General features: G+C 49.5%; 14 protein-coding genes and 1 riboswitch. Of the genes, 1 reads left to right on the forward strand and 13 read right to left on the reverse strand.

The genetic code is table 11. The features are described 5' to 3' along the window. Positions 1-82: 82 nt before the first annotated feature. From yajC to ACR6HW_RS05670, 11 genes are all read right to left on the reverse strand, one after another. Positions 83-400 carry a preprotein translocase subunit YajC gene (gene yajC, locus ACR6HW_RS05620; protein WP_455730186.1) on the reverse strand — a complete coding sequence of 106 codons (318 nt, stop codon included), beginning with the start codon at positions 398-400 and terminating at the stop codon, positions 83-85. Positions 401-450: 50 nt separating this feature from the next. After that, a complete protein-coding gene (gene tgt, locus ACR6HW_RS05625; RefSeq protein ID WP_455730187.1) occupies positions 451-1,566 on the reverse strand; it encodes a tRNA guanosine(34) transglycosylase Tgt in 1,116 nt (371 codons plus the stop codon). 19 nt (positions 1,567-1,585) lie between these two features. After that, a complete protein-coding gene (queA, locus tag ACR6HW_RS05630) occupies positions 1,586-2,605 on the reverse strand; it encodes a tRNA preQ1(34) S-adenosylmethionine ribosyltransferase-isomerase QueA (protein WP_455730188.1) in 1,020 nt (339 codons plus the stop codon). A 23-nt stretch (positions 2,606-2,628) separates the two neighbouring features. Next, positions 2,629-4,299: a SpoIID/LytB domain-containing protein gene (locus ACR6HW_RS05635; protein ID WP_455730189.1), complete on the reverse strand. Its 1,671-nt coding sequence runs from the start codon at positions 4,297-4,299 to the stop codon at positions 2,629-2,631. Next, positions 4,289-5,332, reverse strand: a complete 1,044-nt coding sequence (gene ruvB, locus ACR6HW_RS05640; protein ID WP_455730190.1) for a Holliday junction branch migration DNA helicase RuvB — start codon at positions 5,330-5,332, stop codon at positions 4,289-4,291. Before ruvB ends, ACR6HW_RS05635 begins: the two co-directional genes overlap by 11 nt. Before the next feature lie 11 nt (positions 5,333-5,343). After that, positions 5,344-5,946, reverse strand: coding sequence for a Holliday junction branch migration protein RuvA (gene ruvA / locus ACR6HW_RS05645; RefSeq protein ID WP_455730191.1), 603 nt, complete (start codon positions 5,944-5,946; stop codon positions 5,344-5,346). 120 nt (positions 5,947-6,066) lie between these two features. Further along, positions 6,067-6,411: a PspC domain-containing protein gene (locus ACR6HW_RS05650; protein ID WP_455730192.1), complete on the reverse strand. Its 345-nt coding sequence runs from the start codon at positions 6,409-6,411 to the stop codon at positions 6,067-6,069. 105 nt (positions 6,412-6,516) lie between these two features. Next, complete coding sequence (locus ACR6HW_RS05655) at positions 6,517-8,886, reverse strand: homocysteine S-methyltransferase family protein (RefSeq protein ID WP_455730193.1); 2,370 nt, start codon at positions 8,884-8,886, stop codon at positions 6,517-6,519. Beyond that, on the reverse strand, positions 8,883-9,551 hold the full coding sequence (locus ACR6HW_RS05660) for a hypothetical protein (RefSeq protein ID WP_455730194.1): 669 nt from the start codon (positions 9,549-9,551) through the stop codon (positions 8,883-8,885). The genes ACR6HW_RS05655 and ACR6HW_RS05660 overlap by 4 nt, the downstream gene beginning before the upstream one ends. Then, the gene (gene metF / locus ACR6HW_RS05665; protein ID WP_455730195.1) at positions 9,544-10,428 is read right to left on the reverse strand and encodes a methylenetetrahydrofolate reductase [NAD(P)H]; all 885 of its coding nucleotides are present in this window, start codon (positions 10,426-10,428) and stop codon (positions 9,544-9,546) included. Before metF ends, ACR6HW_RS05660 begins: the two co-directional genes overlap by 8 nt. A gap of 11 nt (positions 10,429-10,439) precedes the next feature. Beyond that, positions 10,440-11,630, reverse strand: a complete 1,191-nt coding sequence (locus ACR6HW_RS05670; protein WP_455730196.1) for an aspartate kinase — start codon at positions 11,628-11,630, stop codon at positions 10,440-10,442. A 106-nt stretch (positions 11,631-11,736) separates the two neighbouring features. Next, positions 11,737-11,839, reverse strand: a riboswitch (SAM riboswitch). Positions 11,840-11,964: 125 nt separating this feature from the next. Here ACR6HW_RS05670 and ACR6HW_RS05675 point away from each other — a divergent pair. Continuing rightward, positions 11,965-12,369, forward strand: a complete 405-nt coding sequence (locus ACR6HW_RS05675; RefSeq protein WP_455730197.1) for a bacteriohemerythrin — start codon at positions 11,965-11,967, stop codon at positions 12,367-12,369. 73 nt (positions 12,370-12,442) lie between these two features. Here the strand turns inward: ACR6HW_RS05675 and ACR6HW_RS05680 are convergent, their stop codons facing one another. After that, positions 12,443-15,463, reverse strand: a complete 3,021-nt coding sequence (locus ACR6HW_RS05680) for a GNAT family N-acetyltransferase (RefSeq protein ID WP_455730198.1) — start codon at positions 15,461-15,463, stop codon at positions 12,443-12,445. Positions 15,464-15,538: 75 nt separating this feature from the next. Continuing rightward, positions 15,539-17,383 (reverse strand): ABC transporter ATP-binding protein, encoded by a 1,845-nt coding sequence (locus tag ACR6HW_RS05685; RefSeq protein ID WP_455730199.1) that lies wholly within the window; start codon positions 17,381-17,383, stop codon positions 15,539-15,541. Positions 17,384-17,398: the final 15 nt, after the last annotated feature.

The raw sequence follows: 17,398 nt of genomic DNA on the forward strand, positions 1-17,398 counted from the left end.
AGATAACGACTAAAATACAAGATATTATATCACAGTTTCTAAAATTAGAAAAGACCTACCTGCCGAGAGGTAGGTCTCCCTATTATTCAACTTCTGCTGGATCTTTAACTTCCATCTCTTCAGTGTCGATAGCCGGACGATCTGCCGGCTCGACAGATGAAACGGCCCACTTCTTGAACGTCATCTTGTTTTTGCCTACTTCGAGTACAATGTCATCTGTTTTTACATTTAAAACTTTGCCCACGATGCCACCGATGGTTACAACGCTGTCACCAGGCTTTACACTGTCTCTGAGATCGTTCATTTCCTTTTGCTTCTTCTTCTGAGGTCTTACGAGTAAGAAATACATCAGTGCGAAGAAAAAGCCCATATAAAGAATAATTCCTATTGGTCCTTGCATGTCTACACTCCTTTACTAATTAAGTTCACTTTCTATTATAACAGAAAAAGCTACGCGCCATAATACTTTTTAAAGAATTCGTTTCTAAAGTCCATCAATCGGTCTTCCACAATCGCTTCGCGCACTTGAGCCATTAAGTTCAACAAGAAGTGAAGGTTGTGTGTCGACATCAATCTCGACGACAAAATCTCGTCTGATTTGTAGAGATGTCTGAGGTACGCACGGGTGTAATTTTTACAGCAGTAGCAGTCGCACTCGGGATCAAGCGGTGTGAAGTCACGGCGGTACTTGGCATTTTTAATAGCCACTTTCCCCTGTGATGTCATCGCCGTGCCGTTTCTGGCGATTCGGGTCGGCAACACGCAGTCAAACATGTCGATACCGCGAATAACCCCTTCGATGAGCGCGTCGGGACTGCCGACACCCATGAGGTATCTTGGCTTGTTCTCAGGCAAAAGAGGCGTCGTGTAATCGAGTACTTCGTACATGAGCTCTTTCGGTTCGCCGACGCTGAGGCCGCCGATGCTGTAACCCGGGAAATCCAGGGGAACCAGTTCGCGAACGCTCTGCTCTCTGAGGTCGCGGTACATCCCACCTTGAATGATGCCGAACAGCGCCTGATTTTCAGTGTTCTTATGCGCTTCTTTACAGCGCACCGCCCAGCGCGTCGTACGCTCTAAAGATTTTTTCACATAATCGTGGTCTGCAGGGTAAGGGGCGCACTCGTCAAACGCCATAATGATGTCGGCACCCAGTGCGTTTTCAATTTCCATGACTTTTTCTGGCGATAAGAAGTGTTTGCTGCCGTCGATATGCGACTGAAACGTAACCCCTTCTTCTGTAATCTTGCGAAGGTCGCCCAAGCTAAACACTTGGAACCCGCCGCTGTCTGTCAAAATCGGACGATCCCAGTTCATAAATTTATGAAGGCCACCGGCTTCTTCCACGAGGTCGTGCCCCGGTCTCAAGTATAGGTGATACGTGTTGGACAAGATAATCTGTGCGTTCATCTCCTTGAGTTCTTCCGGCGTCATTGCCTTTACAGTTGCCTGAGTACCCACCGGCATAAAAATCGGCGTTTCTATAACGCCGTGGGGCGTATGCAAACGCCCCAGTCTCGCACCGGTTTGTGCGCAGGTCTTAATCAGTTCGTAACGTATGGCCATGGTTGTTCCTTTCTATCGGTTATAAAATCAGCATCGCATCGCCGAAGCTGAAAAATCGGTACTTTTCATTAACAGCGGTTTTATAAGCCGCGAGCGTCTGCTCTCGACTGGTGAAGGCGCTGACGAGCATAATAAGTGTGGACTCCGGTAAATGGAAGTTGGTAATCAGCCCATCTACAACTTTAAACGCGTAGCCCGGGTAGATAAAGATCTCCGTCCAACCGCTTTGCGCCTGTACGCGTCCATCGGCAGTTGCAATGGTTTCAAGTGTACGTGTCGACGTCGTTCCGACGGACACAACGCGTCCGCCGGACGCTTTGGTGCGATTGATAAGCGCCGCGTTCTCTTCGTCGAGACAGTAGTACTCCGAGTGCATTTTATGTGCATTGACATCGTCGACTTTTACCGGTCTAAACGTCCCCAGCCCCACGTGGAGCGTCACATACGCGATGTTCACCCCTTTTGCACGGGCTTTTTCCATAAGCGCCTCTGTAAAATGCAACCCTGCTGTCGGCGCTGCGGCGGAACCGTCGTGTGCCGCATAGACGGTGTTGTAGCGCTTGGCATCGTCCAACTTGGCTTTGATGTAAGGTGGCAACGGCATCGTCCCAAGGCGGTCTAAGATTTCTTCAAAGACGCCTTCATAGGCAAAACGGATAATCCGCGCCCCTTCTTCTGCCACAGACTCGACCACTGCAGTGAGCTCACCGTTTCCAAAAGTAAAGATCGTGCCGACTTTTGCCTTTTTCCCCGGCTTCACCAAAGTTTCCCACCGGTCTTTGTCAAGGCGTTTGAGCAAGAGAAACTCCACAGTTGCCCCTGTGTCTTTTACGCCGAACAACCGCGCCGGAATCACCTTTGTGTTGTTCAGCACGAGGCAGTCACCCGCTTCCAAATAGTCGAGGACGTCGTAAAAGTGCTTGTGTTCCACGCCGCCTTGTCGACCTAAAACCATCATACGGGATTCAGAGCGGTTCTCAAGGGGGGTCTGAGCAATGAGTTGCTCAGGTAAATCAAAGTAAAAATCACTTGTCTTCATTATAATTTGTAGCCTTTCTATGGTTATTGAATCGGTTCAACTTGTGCACCATTGTAATAATGTGCGAGGATTTCTTGATAGGTAAAGCCCATTTCAGCCATTTTACGAGCGCCCCATTGACTCATGCCGACGCCGTGTCCATATCCTTTGCCATAAAACGTCACTTCTCCGTTTGAATTCGGAACGGCGACTTCAGAAACACTTTGCGCGCTTTCTTGTGCATCGGCGGCCTTTGCAAGGTCCACAGTAGTCATTGCGCCACCACTGTACATTTTGTACACGTCGTCTGACAGGCGTTCAAAATAAACTGGACTTTGAGACAACAGGGCTTTGGGGCCGTTACCGGATTGCTCTACCGTGGGTTTTGGCGCCGGTGGCGCTGATTTTTCTTCAAAAGGCTCAAAAGCGATGAGCATGCTCTTTAACTGTGTTCCGCCAATGTAACGCCTAAAAGCGTCCTTGCGCAATGTAACCTGTCCCAAATCGCCTACGAAGATCATCTCGTGCGCACGACCGGACGCAGTGCGCTTGGCAATTCGAACTTCTTTAAGCGTCCCTATGGATTGACCGGACTTCGCTACAGCACTTTCAATTTCTTCTCGAGTAAACGAGACTTGCCAGTTGTCATTTGGCGCCCCTTTGCCGTAAGGGTCTTCTACCGCCTTGATATAAGGCAAATTATTTGCCCAGACGTTAGCGGCGTCTTCAGTGTAACCGCCGCTGTGCGCGTAGTAAAAACATTCGACCAGTGCACCGGCATAATAAAGCGCTTCACCCGACGTCTCATCGACTGCGCGATTGGTGCGCGGGTCTTCAGAGGCATAGCCGCCATACACTTGGCTCGAAACCGTCGCAGCTACGTCGAAGCCGTAAGCCGCGTACTTCCCACTATTGGTAAACAAGTAGTTGCGAGCGGCGATGGCCTGTGCTTTGAGGGCATCCTTCGGCCAACTCGGGCTCACTTCCTTCGGTACGACGCCATAGAGATACTCTGAAATCGAGACGCGGTTAATCAGTGTCAAATCGCTGTTTGAAAGGCGTTTGACGAGCATTTGATTTCGATAGACGACACCGTTGTAGGCAATCAGTGGCGCCGCTAACGCCAGAGATTCTGCCGTATCCACATACGTCAGCAGTTCAGTCCCTGCGTAAACGCCGATATAGCGAAAAGGTAATTTTTCAACTTCAAACTGACGAGTGGGGTAACGCACTTTGAGTGTAGATACCGCCGCCTCTGCCTCTGCTTCAGTGGCATAGTTGCCGTAATAGACGCGGTACATCTTTGACAAGCCAATTGCAAAAGCCTCGTCCTCTGCCTTCAACGCCAAAAAAGCGTCAAAAACCTCTTGGTAATCTGTGCTTTCCGAATCTACCGCCACTGTAAACGTTCCCTTTTCAGCAGGTAGAGTCGGTTCAAAAACAGGTTCTTGTGCATTATACACATAGCCTCCCAGCTTGTAAAGGGTCAACGTTTTGTAATTGTGCAAATTCAACAAAGCGTCTTTTTTGGAAGCACTTTTCGAAAGGCCGATTTCAAAGCCGTCTTCCGACTTAAGCGTCAGCGCATCCGTAGTCGTCGTCCCGAACACGAGGCCGATATCCACCGTGTCCTCAGCCGGAGAAAATCCGTAAACCGGCACGATACCCGCCAGTAACCCCACAAGTATAAACACAATCAAAAGTTTATTCTTCATAAGCGCCCTCATTTCTAAGCAATGTCAATTGCTCTGTCGAAAGAACGGCTTCGTACCCCATGTGCTCTCTCGCACGATTAGTGACGATGCGCCCTCTCGGCGTCCTCTGTAAAAAACCAAGCTGTAATAGGTAGGGTTCGTAAACATCTTCAATCGTCGTATTTTCTTCGCCGGTAGTCGCCGCGAGGTTATCGATGCCCACCGGACCGCCGTCGAAATACTCGATGATACTCGTCAAAATTTTACGGTCTACAGCGTCGAGTCCAAGGGCGTCGATTTCCAGCATATCGAGCGCTTCTTTGGCGATAACCCGCGTGACAACGCCCTCGCCTCGCACCTGCGCGTAATCCCGCACGCGCTTTAAAAGGCGGTTGACAATCCGAGGGGTACCGCGACTGCGCATCGCCATTTCAAGTGTCGCCGCGTCGTCAATAGGCACCTTGAGGACACCGGCTGACCGCTTAATAATATGTGCGAGATCGTCTGGCTCGTAAAGATCGAGTTTGCAGATGACGCCAAATCGATCTCTAAGCGGTGCCGTCAACTGACCGGCGCGGGTGGTCGCCCCCACTAAAGTAAAATGCGGCAAGTCCAATCGCACCGAGCGCGACCCGGGACCTTTGCCGATGACAATATCAATGGCAAAGTCCTCCATCGCAGGGTAAAGTACTTCTTCCACATGGCGACTGAGTCGATGAATTTCATCTATAAAGAGGACGTCGCCTTCTTTTAATCCCGTTAAAATAGCGGCTAAATCACCTGGCCGCTCTATGGCCGGCCCCGAAGTAATCTTAATATTGACGTCCATCTCGTTGGCGATGATGCAGGAGAGCGTCGTTTTGCCAAGTCCTGGCGGCCCGTAGAGCAAAACGTGATCAAGTGGCTCGTGACGCAGTTTCGCCGCTTTCATAAAGATTTCAAGTTTTTCTTTTGTCTTCGACTGTCCGATATACTCCGCCATGGCTTTAGGGCGGATACCGTTTTCACTAACTTTATCTTCTTCCAGTTGACTGGGTGTTACAAATCGTTCCATCTATGCCTCCGTTACTGCATCATCAGTGCCTTAAGTGCCGCTTTAATAATGCCTTCTGTATCCAGCGCCGTCATATCCAGTTTGGCAATGGCACGCTGTGCTTCTTGTTTTGTATAGCCCAATGCCACAAGTGCCATCAGCGCGTCGTCAGCATGCCCGGCACTCTCGACTTGAACAGCCTCCATAGATGTGTCAGACGCCGCCGGTTCAAACCCTTTCAGTTTGTCTTTAAGTTCTAAAATAATCCGCTCTGCCGTCTTTTTTCCGACCCCTGGGGCCGCTGTAATCGCTTTGACGTCACCTGTTTGTACCGCCAGTGTCAGCTTTGAAATGGGAATCGCCGACAAAATCCCGACCCCCACCTTAGTCCCCACGCCGCTAACTGACGTCAAAAGCTGAAACATTCGCAGCTCCTCACGCGTGGAAAAGCCCACCAGTGAAATGGCGTCTTCCCTAACAATCATCTCTGTATGCACTTTAACAGCTTCTTCACACGCTTGCCAGTCTGAAATTGACGTCGTCGACGTGGCCACGCGGTAACCGATGCCTTGATTCTCCACTACGACCGCATCGTTTTCAATTTCGACGATAAGGCCTCTTATAAAATGTATCATATATCTCTCTCCGTTTTTTTCGTTATCTATTATACCATTATAGCCTATACGCCAAAAAAACGCATCGGTTTCATGGTAAAAAACCACCGATGCGTTTGAATTTAATGCGTTTGAAATGTTTTAGTAACGTTCGTCATTGGACTTCTTGCCGTCGTCATACCCATAGGCTTCAGTGCCTTCCTCTTCATAACCTCTTCTTCGGGAAGGGTCGTAGTAATCGTCCTCATCCTCTTCTTCCTCGTCGTCTTCAACGACTGTATAAGCGACTTCGTTTGGGTCGCAAGTCGGCATGACAATTGCCAAAACGATATAGAGCAGTATCGGCGAACCAAATCCGAAAAATAACGCCGCCACAAAAATCAATCGAATAAGCGTTACTTCTATATCAAAATAGTGTGAAAAGCCCATGCAAACTCCGGAAACCATTTCCCCCTGTTTAACTTTACAAAGTTTTTTTCTTTGCATTTTTTCGCCTCCTAAACTTTATTTACCTCTTACATCTATCATAAGCGTAAACACGGCATATCGCAAGGGATTCATACGAATTCTAATAGCTTTCTAACGATTCTTTTACCTTTTTTGTCGCATAATGTGAGCCACGGCGCCAGGGTCTTTAGCGTAGTAATCGGCACCGATTGTTTCAGCAAGCGATGCGGTCACTACGGCACCGCCCACAATAACCGTACAGTGCGGTGCTTCCCGTTTCAACAGCTCGACAGTTTGTGCCATGGAGGGGACTGTCGTCGTCATCAGCGCACTGAGACCTGCAAACTGAGCACCGGTAGCCTGTACAGCTTTGAGCACCGCTTCAGCAGGTACATCTCTTCCGAGATCGTAAACGTCAAAGCCATAGTTTTCGAGGACGACCTTTACGACGTTTTTGCCGATGTCGTGGACATCGTGTTCCACCGTGGCGAGAACGATAATGCCGCTTGACTTATACGGGGACGCCGTAGCTTCAAATGCGCGTTTGATGCGTTCAAAGGCAACACCTGCCGTTTCAGCCACTTGTATAAGTTGCGGCAGAAAAAGCTCTCCCGATTCAAACCGTGCACCGATGCTGTTGAGCATCGGTATCAAGCGCGTTTCGACAACAGCCATCGGCGCTTCGACTTCGAGTAGTGCATCGACACAAGCGCCGACACTGTCTTTCAAACCCGCCTCAATCGCCGATTCCAAACTGAGTTCAGCTGTCGTAGAAACCGTCGTCGGTTCGTTGCCATATTGGGCGATGTAAGCCGAAGCGCCGATATCCTGTCCCTTTAAAACGCGAAATGCGCTGAGTGCCCACTGCATTTCTTCTTGTGCCGGATTGACAATGGCGAGATCCAGCCCTTGAGACAGCGCCATTGTCAGAAACGTCTGATGAACGAAAACGCGTTTCGGCAAACCAAAAGAGACGTTGCTCACCCCTAAAACGGTACAAACCCCCAACTCTTCTTTAATGCGTCTCAGCGCTTCAAGTGTCTCAAATGCTCCCGATGGCTGTGCACTCACCGTTAAGGTCAAACAGTCCACCAACACCCTGTGTCTCGGTATGCCTTCGTCTTCTGCACGGCGTATAATGCGCTCCGCTATTTCTAGACGCGCTTCGACACTTTCGGGAATTCCGTTTTCATCCAGTGTCAGCGCAATGACACAAGCACCGTATTTTTTTACGAGAGGCAGTACCGCCGCCATACTCGAAGCCTTGCCGTTGACAGAGTTCACAATCGGAACGCCGTTGTAACGGCGCAGGCCCGCTTCAATGACCGCCACATCGGAAGCGTCGATTTGAAGTGGGACATCGACCACTTTTTGAATTGCCGTCACCATGTGACACATCGCAGCAGCCTCGTCAATCCCCGGTAAGCCCACATTTACATCGAGAATCTGAGCCCCTTCGGCAACTTGAGCACAGGCTTCTTTAAGCAGGAAGTCATAGCGCCTTTCTCTTAGCGCTTCTTTTAACTGACGGCGCCCCGTCGGGTTGAGCCGTTCGCCGACAAACTTAGGTGTTTCCCCGATGACAACGGTCTGCGCATAGGAGCAAACTCTTGTCTTTTTTTGTATAGATCGAACTTTTGGTTTTCGATTTTCGAGGATTCTCGCAGCAATGCGCACAGCTTCCTCAGTCGTTCCGCAACAGCCGCCGAGATGCGCGACCCCCATAGAGTAAAAGGCCGTCATAACCCTTTCATAGGTCTCTGCATCAAAAGCGTAGACAGTTTCGCCGGCTTCTATGGTCGGAAGTCCCGAGTTGGGCTGAACCACAATCGGCACGTCGGTTACTGCTATCAATTGCTCGACGAGGGGATACAAGCCCTCCGGACCAAAGGAGCAATTGAGACCTAGAGCCGCTACGCCGAGGGCTTCTAATGTGACGGCCATGCTCTCAATAGCCGTTCCTGTAAAGGTGCGCCCCGTCTCCTCAAAACTCATGGTGCAGATAATTGGCAAATCGCAGTGGGCCTTTACTGCGAGAATCGCGCACTTAGCCTCCAGTAAATCCGTCTGCGTCTCGATGAGAAAGCCGTCCACGCCACAGGCGATGCCCGCTTTCACTTGCTCGACATACAAGTCGTAAGCCGCATCAAAGGTCAAAGTACCTGAAGGTTCCAAAAGGGTGCCGATTGGTCCAAGGTCTTGAACCAGCCATATTTGACGCTCTCTACATGCCTCTGCTGCACGTCGTGCACAGGTCACTGCCGCCGCAACGATCTCTGCCACACTGTAGCCGCTCTCTTTGAGTTTTATCCCATTGGCACCAAAAGTATTGGTGGTAAGCACGTCGGCGCCCGCTTCAATATGCCTTCTGTGAATCTCGTCAATCCACGCCGGATTTTCGATGTTGTAGACCTCCGGTCTCTTGGACACATCGGCACCTTTTTTCTGTAGTGCCGTTCCCATTGCCGCGTCAAAGACCAGGCAATTTTCCATAAGTGCGCGTTTCAATGTCATTTAGTAGTCCTCCTATACGGGCAACCCGTTATTTCACAGTTTAAACAATTGCCACATCCCGTTGCTTTCAGCGCTGTACACGTTTCAGTGGACAACAAAAACAAAACGCTTTTTTCAGGTAACAACATCCCGGTATCCAATGCGGTGACCCCGATATGTCGAAAGGCTGTGAGACGCTCAGTTAATATTTTCGAAACGGTTGTACTCAAATCGCCATACCCCGGACCATAGCGCATGGCCTTCGGGTTGAGCACATCGTTTAAAAATGCTGCATACCCCTCTGCCAACGCAGACGCGCAGGCGTCTACGACAACGCCATGCGACGGGTTCATGAGCATCTCGCGCTCGATGTAACGTACGACTTCTGAACCTACCGTACAAATCACCACCCAGACAGCAGAGGTCTCCAGGGTTAAATGCGTTGCCAGATCGCGGGAACGAACTTCGAGTCCCAATGTCTTAAACACCACCGAACGCTCTAAAACCACCACAGGTAGCTGCGCCGTAAGCGCCGTAAACCGGCAGTGCTCAAGTGTGGCCTCAAATAGTTCCTCGACGCGGTTGCGCCATACCGCGTCATCGGTGTGCCTTAAATAGCGGTATACAGCGGATTTGTCCACAAATGGACGCACCGTGGCCACGGGGTCTCGACGAACATCAGCCATGGACTTTCAGCGCCTTTAAAATTTCGCTGACACTCCGCACCACGCGTTCGCTAATATTGGGCTTGTTGAGCACATAAAAGTGAATTCCATCCACACCGGAGGACAACAAGTCCACAATTTGTTCAAGTGCATAGGCGATACCCGCGTCGACAAGCGCTTCGGGCTTCGTCTCGTACCGCTGTAGGATGCGCTTGAACTTCTCCGGTAGATGCGCGCCGCTAAGCGCCACCATCCGCTCTATTTGAACCTTGTTGAGCACGGGCATAACCCCTGCGATTACAGGAACCTTCACATCGAGACACCGCACTTCATTTGAGAATTCGTAAAACCGCTCGTTGTCAAAAAACAGCTGCGTAATTAAGAAGTCTGCACCTGCGTCGACTTTTTGCTTTAAATGAATCAAGTCGAGCGCCCGGCTTCTGCATTCAATATGCCCTTCCGGGTAGCACGCTGCGCCAATTGAAAAATCGTACCGCGATTTGACGTGTCGAATCAAGTCCGCCGCATAGGCGAAACCATCCGTCGGCTTAGGCGTCTCGCTGGTAATATCGCCTCTGAGCAACAACACATTTTCGATGCCGCTGTGCGCCATGGTGTCCAGTACCCCGTTAATTTCACGCTTTTCCGCCCCTGCGAGGGTCATGTGCGCCAATGATTCGATGCCATGACGTGTTCTGATATCCCGTGCGAGATTCAATGTGTCCGCACCGCGTTCCGTCCCTGCGGCACCGTATGTCACGCTGATAAAATCTGGGGTCTGCTCTGCGAGTTTATCTATGGTATGCAACAGCGCAGCCTTGTCGCCATCGCGCTTTGGTGGAAATATTTCAAATGAAAAAAGCGGTTTCTTTTCTGTGTACAACTGATGAATTTTCACTATTGGCCTCCTTATAGCTCAAACGCTTGGTGAATCGCTTTGACGGCGCCAATGTAATCCGCCTGCGCCACGAGACACGATATGTTAATATTTGAAGTGGTAATCATTTGAATATCGATGCCCGCGCCGGTGAGCGCGCGAAAGACTTTAGCAGCAACCCCCGGCGACGATTTCATGCCCACGCCGATGACGCTGACGCGCGCCACAGCAGGTTCTCCTTTTACAGCCCCTGCGCCGATGCTGTGGGCGACGCGTTTGGCCACTGTAAGCGCCTTCTCGTACGCATGGGATTCGACGGCAAAAGCAATCAGCCGACTGCCGTCCTCAGAATCGCTTTGTGTGATAACATCCACGACAATATGCGCACGGGCGATGGCCTCAAACAAATGCGTAACACCGTTACTCGTCGCCGGTACCCCGTAAACAGTAATGCGCGCATTATCTATGGCATGCGCAACCCCTCTCACAACCGCTTCTTCCATGATAGCCTCCTTTACCCACGTACCTTCGTCGGGTTCAAACGTCGATCTTAAATGCACTTTCAAACCGTTCTTCGCCGCGAGTTCCACACTCCTGAGATGGAGAACTTTAGCCCCTGAACCCGCGAGTTCCAACATTTCATCGTACCCAATTGCGGCTATTTTTCGCGCTTTAGGCACAATTCTCGGATCGGCTGTATAAACGCCGCTGACATCGGTGAAAATTTCCACTGACGTCGCGCCTATTGCCACAGCAATGGCCACCGCACTTGTATCAGAGCCGCCTCTTCCCAACGTCGTGATATCTCTGTTTTCACCGACACCTTGAAACCCCGGCACAATAACAACGGCGCTGTCTTCAAGGTGCTCGAGAATTTTAAAGCCGTCAATCGTCTTGATGCGCGCCTGAGCATGGCGCCCGTCGGTGACAATGCCCACTTGAGCACTGCTCAAAGACAATGCGCGCTCGCCTAGGCCTTCAACAGCAAGTGCCAATAGCCCTGAAGCTACTTGTTCACCGGCCGCAAGCATGACGTCGATTTCTCTCAGATTTACCCCGCCGACAGCTTGCGCTTGTTTCAACAAAGCGTTTGTGACGCCGGCCTGCGCCGAAACCACCACGACCACTTGATAGCCTGCCCTTTTTTTGTCGACCACGCGTTTAGCCACAGTTTCAACAGCAGCCATCGATGTCCCGCCAAATTTAAGCACTACCGTTTCCATGCACATACCTCCTACTCTGTCGTTCACCATTCATCGGGCAACGCATGTATTTTAAAAAAATAAACGCCGCTTTCCGGTAAGAAAGCGACGTTTTAAGCGCACTACTTTCTTATCTTTCGCTCCCATAGGGGAACGCAGGAATTAGCACCACACTGAATGTAGGTTGCCGGGCGTCATAGAGCCTGTCTCTCAGCCACTCTCGATAAGAATCGTGATTTTCAATTATTGAAGATAATACCATAGTTTTTTTTGATATGCAAGATATTTTTGAATTTTTATTGCATAGACGGTCTCGAGTATGGTAAAAATAAATATACAGAGTAAAGGAGGCAGTATGCTTAAATTTGATGAAAAATTTCTCTACGGCGTAAAAGAAATGGATACGGAGCATATAGAACTAATCAATCGAGCGGAGACGTTAATCAACGCTTACCAACAGGAGAATCCGGAAAAAGAGTTGCTCAAATTGCTCAACTTTTTAACAGAATACGTCGTGTTGCACTTTGACCACGAGGAGGCGCTGCAGAGACAGTACGCCTATCCTGCGTATGAAGAACACAAGTACCTGCACGATAATTTTAAACAAGATGTCAGCGACCTCTATCAAGATATTTTAAGAAACGGCTTAACCATGCACTCTAGGCTAAAATTTATGCACCTTTCTTCAGATTGGATTGAAAAACACATTGGAGAAGAAGACAAAAAACTTGCCGACTATCTAAAGAAAAACGGCTATTAAAACCATCACCCCAAAAAAGCCAGTGACGCACGTCCCTTTGGACGTTGCGCTCACTGGCTTTTTTTAGGCTGTTTTATTCAAACCGAATAGCGTCTAACCCTGAAAACGCGGAAGTTCCCACTTTAAACGGCAATGGGACGACAAAATCCACTTGAGATTTAAACATCCGAAACGGGTCGATGGCGATTCTGGAAATCTGTTCTGTGAATACCAAACCACCGGTGCGATTGATGTAATTCAAATCGGCGTTTTGACTGTAGTAATGCACGGCTAACGCCTCTATTTCCAAAACTATGCGCTTAGATTGTGCCACAAAGTCGACACCGTCTGCCTCCTTGAGGACATGAGCAGTTCTATGGTCACACTCGGTGACGATATCACCGCTGTCCTCTCTAAAGAAGCACTGATTCATAAAGCGCTGTTCAGCGTACTTGCCGCCATCGGTTATGACCTCAGAGTAATGAGCCAACACGGGCAAATCGCCCATTGTCAGGAAATACTGCACCACTTTAACACCTTTCAAACGCTGTTGAACTGTATACGGCGTGGTGACGGCGACGCCAGTCCACTGGTTGCCTAAATGATCTTTTCGCGTGACAAATGTCGCCGTCGACGTTTCCGAAAAGAGTTGGTAATTGGTCGTGCCGATTAGATAGCTGTAAAAGCCTCCTGCCCAAGGGTTGTACCACGACTTGGTCCGCGTCGCCGGAAAACAGTGATCGAAGAGTTCCACGCCGTCGGCTGTAAGGGAGAATACGCCACAGGTGAATGCCGGCGCAACTTTAAACTTAAGGTAGCCGTTGTCGACACAGTAGACTTCGTGCCCCTCTTCAACCGCTTTTACAGTGGTACAAGCGCCTTTTGTCTTAAACACCAACGTCTCCAGCGGCAGCCGTCTCTTTTCCGTTTTTATGGAACCCTCTATTAGGCGGACACGCGCTGTCATCGGCAGAAGTGTAGCTACTTGCTGTTCATCGATGCCTTCAACTTCTACAATCGGTGGCCGAGCGTTTTGATCGACGGTCACAGGCGTTAGGTCAAGCGACTCTGTGACGATTGGTGGCACCGTCAGCCGCGTTCCATCGTAAGTCGCCAAAAGTGCACCTCTGTCTGATGTGAGGTACTGACGCACATTTTCACACTGTCTAAACCGGTTGATATGCAGTTCAACAGGGGGTGTCTGCCATGCGCTCTCTCGCGTAAATGTCGATTCGAAGTTAAAACAATGATCCGAAAACTTGACGCTTTGAGAGGACGACCACGTCAAGGCGACGGTGCTATCAAAGGTCTCGTTAAACACCCAAGGTTCCGTCAACGCATCAAAATCCACATGTGCCAGCGCTCTATTGTCCATTACCCCTTCATCCAACTTCATAATACCGGTGCCATATGGCAAATACAGTATTTCTTCGTCAATGGCCAGCGCTAAGTTCAGCTTTAAAGTCTCCACGCCTTCGGGAAATCTCACGAGTTCATGCCAAATGCTCAGCGTTCCCGTTGGACTCAGCACCATGCATCGGTCGAACTCAGCCCCCTTTAGCGTCTCCGAACTGTAACGCACCCTACAGACCACCGCGCCATTTGATTCAAAAGTCACGTTATCCGCTTTCTTCTTTTCGAACTCCGAAGTGTAAGGCGCCCCCAGTTTTGGCGGCAAAATTTCACAAAGTGTCTCCGTCCACAGGTCTTTAATGTACCCTTCGTTCAATCGAAACTCTTCGTCGATAAACAGCCTGTAAACATCTGCAAGAGCGTAGTGACGCGCTTTTATGGAACCGCCGGCCAAACTGCCGTAGACGTTAATGGCCAAATCGACTTTGCTCGTGTAGGTCAACGGGCCTTCGTTCAGTGCCACGGCAATGGGCATATCCACGATGCCTGCAAAAGCTTTCGTCGCTGTAAAAGGCACTTGCACACAGTGGGAAGACAGGCCTTCGATAGACGCTGTTATTTTTGTCGTTCCAAACGCGACCCCATCGATTACAGGAAGTAAAATTTCAAAATCGGCACTCTCTGCCAAATTGTTCTCGAGGTTAACATACAACGTCGACTGGACCCCCGCACGCTCAACGCGCCGCTTGGTTTCGCATTTAATGAGCAGCGGTGGCATGGGCTTTACACCGTTTTTCAGCAAAAACGTCTCGCCTTCCACAGTGACTTCTACAACAACCGCTGGGTGCGTGTGCCAATCGCTCTGTTCCCGGTCCGTCGGCAATACTTCAAAAGTCCCGTGCACCATCTCGCCGGTATGCAAGGTTTTCTGAAAACTCAAATCGGTTCGGACGCCTTCTGTGCCCACCCCTTTGAGTTCAATAGCCATAGGTGCGCCACTCTCGTTGTTAAACTCAATTTCAAAAGGGTAGCATCGTCCGAAAACCCGTTTGTTTTCAGAGTGATTCAATTTGATTTCATACGCATCGGTTTTAAACCCACACAACCAACGGCTCGTTTTTTCGAAGTAACATTTCAGATACTCTTGCTCTTTGCGCCATTCGTAAATGTAGTAATCGGTATCCCCTTTTCTACGCCCATCCGGTTCGACGACGATTTCCCGCACGGAATCGGCATACCAGTCTATCGTATTAAAGGCACTGCCGACGACAGGGTGCGCCAAAACCTGAGGCATAAAGTTCATCAAATGGGTATTGGCTGTTTCAGTTTTCTCCCAAAAGAAACCACATTTTTTATAAAGCGGCACCGCCTTCGTATTGCCGGGCCAAGTGAACAAGTCCAGTCTCGGGTAACCGAGTTCACAAGTGGCTTTAACAGCCTCAAGTACGAGCTTTTTACCTATTCTGGCACCGTGGTAATCCGGGTGGACATTGAGCAAGTCCACATAGAGCGTCGCCTCATCAAAAGCGTATTTCGAAAGTTTCAAGTAGCCGAGTACCCTCGGGCTCTCGCTGTCCAACGTCGCCGTTTCCACGGCTATAAACAGTTTAAGATGCGTCGACGCCTCTTCTTTGTCGCGCGTCGCCTCTTCAGTGGTTGAAAAATCGAAACCGTTCCATCCGGCACTGCTTTCGTTCCACATTTGAGCCACGCCTTTTGCGTATTTTGCTTCGTAGTGTACAATGGTCGTTGATGTTTCCATATAACCTCCCCCCACTATGGGTATGTAAGAAGGGGACCTGTGCCCCCTTCTATTGTCTGGGTGTAAAAGCGTCTTTTACGATGCCGTTTGACCTTTGAAGTCGCCGTGTTGCGACAAAAGGTCGCGCTCAGACTCTTCGATGAACTGATTGGTGTAGAGTTCGTAATAGTGACCCCGCTGTTCAAGTAGAGCCTCATGGGTGCCCGCCTCGATGATTTGACCTTTTTCAATAACCAAAATTTTATCGGCATTGCGTATGGTCGAAAGACGGTGCGCCACAATAAAGCTCGTTCTATTTTCCAAAACGCGATCGATGGCTCGTTGAATCTTTGCCTCAGCTTCTGTGTCGATTGAAGAAGTCGCCTCATCTAAGAAGAAGAGACTTGGTTTTGAAATAATTGCTCTTGCAAAAGAGATGAGCTGTTTCTCACCGGTTGACAAGAGGCCGCCACCTTCTCCAACTTGCGTGTCGTAGCCGTTTTCTAGCTTAGAGATAAACTCGTGTGCACTGACGATTTTTGCCGCTTCAATGATTTCATCGTCGGTCGCCTCTAATTTCCCGTAACGTATATTGTCTTTAATGGTACCGCTGAATAAATGCGGCGACTGCAAGACGTACCCCATGTTCGCGTGAAGGTACTGTTGCGTCATCTCGCGGTAATCTTCCCCGTCGATGAGGATGCGGCCGTCCTTCGGTTCGTAAAAACGCGAAGCCAGATTGACAATGGTACTCTTTCCGGATCCCGTTTCCCCTACCAGGGCAACGGTTTCACCTGCACTGACATGTAGGTTGAAATCTTTGAGAATATACTCGTTTTCTTTGTAGTAAAAAGCCACATTCTCAAATGTTACATCACCTTTAATGCGATGCTTGAGCAAACCGGATTGAAGGGCTTGGTACCGCTCTTGAGAGGCCTCTGTGTCCACGATTTCCTCCGGTTCGTTGAGGAGACCGATGACGCGCTCACCGGCGGCCTGTGCACTAATCATTTCCGTATAGATACGCGCCAGTTCCAACACGGGGTCAAAAAACTGTCTCGCATACGTGATGAACAGCACCAATACGCCGTACGTAATCCATTCGCCCATAAGCATGACGCTGCCGAAGTAAAGTGTCAGCACTGTGCCGATTGTGGCTGTAAACAGTGCCATCGGCAAGTAACCGGCAGACAACGTTGCCGCCCGCACAGAAGTTCTTTTCATATCATTGGTTACTTCACCGAACTCCGAAATATTCAGTTCTTCTCGAACCAACGTCTTTGTCGTCTTGGCACCGACGATGCCATCGTTGAAAAGGCCGGTGATTTTAGAGTTGATTTTTCGAACATTTCGGTAAGAAATCAGCATCTTCTTTTCAAAGATAACACTGATAACACCGAGAATCGGCACGGCAATCAATGTGACTAGGGCGAGCTTCCAGTTGATAATTAGCATCACCACTGAGATGCCCAGCATCATGGTTAGTCCCCATACCAAATCGACGATGCCCCAGGCGATGGTCTCAGAAATCTTCTGAGCGTCAGAAGTCACTCGAGAAATCATCCAACCCACGGCGTTTTTGTCGTAGTATGAGAAAGACAACCGCTGAAGTTTCTCAAAACAATCTTTTCTTATTTTGTACACCATATTCATTTCCATGCGCCCGGCGTGTCGGATAAAAACAAACACGACGCTGGAGATGCCCGCCGCCATTAGGAAATAGGCGATGCCGACCCAGTGTATCCCGTCCAGACGCTTCGGCACGACAAAATTGTCGATGGTGTACTTGGTCAACATCGGAAAGCCGATGTCAAACGCCGCCAAAGTAATCATAAACGCACACAGTATCATAAAATCTTTTTTAAAGCTCTTAAAGTACCGGAACAAGTCTTTCCAGACTTTTTTGTCGTACTTGAGCTGCATTTCTCTTTGTTCTTCCATAAAAACAACCTCCAA

The sequence above is a fragment of the Fusibacter sp. JL298sf-3 genome (assembly GCF_053842995.1).

What these genes read in the sequence shown, in the direction of transcription:
- yajC (WP_455730186.1), bottom strand. Translation starts at nt 400, where the DNA reads ATGCAAGGACCAATAGGAATTATTCTTTATATGGGCTTTTTCTTCGCA.
- tgt (WP_455730187.1), bottom strand. Translation starts at nt 1,566, where the DNA reads ATGGCCATACGTTACGAACTGATTAAGACCTGCGCACAAACCGGTGCG.
- queA (WP_455730188.1), bottom strand. Translation starts at nt 2,605, where the DNA reads ATGAAGACAAGTGATTTTTACTTTGATTTACCTGAGCAACTCATTGCT.
- ACR6HW_RS05635 (WP_455730189.1), bottom strand. Translation starts at nt 4,299, where the DNA reads ATGAAGAATAAACTTTTGATTGTGTTTATACTTGTGGGGTTACTGGCG.
- ruvB (WP_455730190.1), bottom strand. Translation starts at nt 5,332, where the DNA reads ATGGAACGATTTGTAACACCCAGTCAACTGGAAGAAGATAAAGTTAGT.
- ruvA (WP_455730191.1), bottom strand. Translation starts at nt 5,946, where the DNA reads ATGATACATTTTATAAGAGGCCTTATCGTCGAAATTGAAAACGATGCG.
- ACR6HW_RS05650 (WP_455730192.1), bottom strand. Translation starts at nt 6,411, where the DNA reads ATGCAAAGAAAAAAACTTTGTAAAGTTAAACAGGGGGAAATGGTTTCC.
- ACR6HW_RS05655 (WP_455730193.1), bottom strand. Translation starts at nt 8,886, where the DNA reads ATGACATTGAAACGCGCACTTATGGAAAATTGCCTGGTCTTTGACGCG.
- ACR6HW_RS05660 (WP_455730194.1), bottom strand. Translation starts at nt 9,551, where the DNA reads ATGGCTGATGTTCGTCGAGACCCCGTGGCCACGGTGCGTCCATTTGTG.
- ACR6HW_RS05670 (WP_455730196.1), bottom strand. Translation starts at nt 11,630, where the DNA reads ATGGAAACGGTAGTGCTTAAATTTGGCGGGACATCGATGGCTGCTGTT.
- ACR6HW_RS05675 (WP_455730197.1), top strand. Translation starts at nt 11,965, where the DNA reads ATGCTTAAATTTGATGAAAAATTTCTCTACGGCGTAAAAGAAATGGAT.
- ACR6HW_RS05680 (WP_455730198.1), bottom strand. Translation starts at nt 15,463, where the DNA reads ATGGAAACATCAACGACCATTGTACACTACGAAGCAAAATACGCAAAA.
- ACR6HW_RS05685 (WP_455730199.1), bottom strand. Translation starts at nt 17,383, where the DNA reads ATGGAAGAACAAAGAGAAATGCAGCTCAAGTACGACAAAAAAGTCTGG.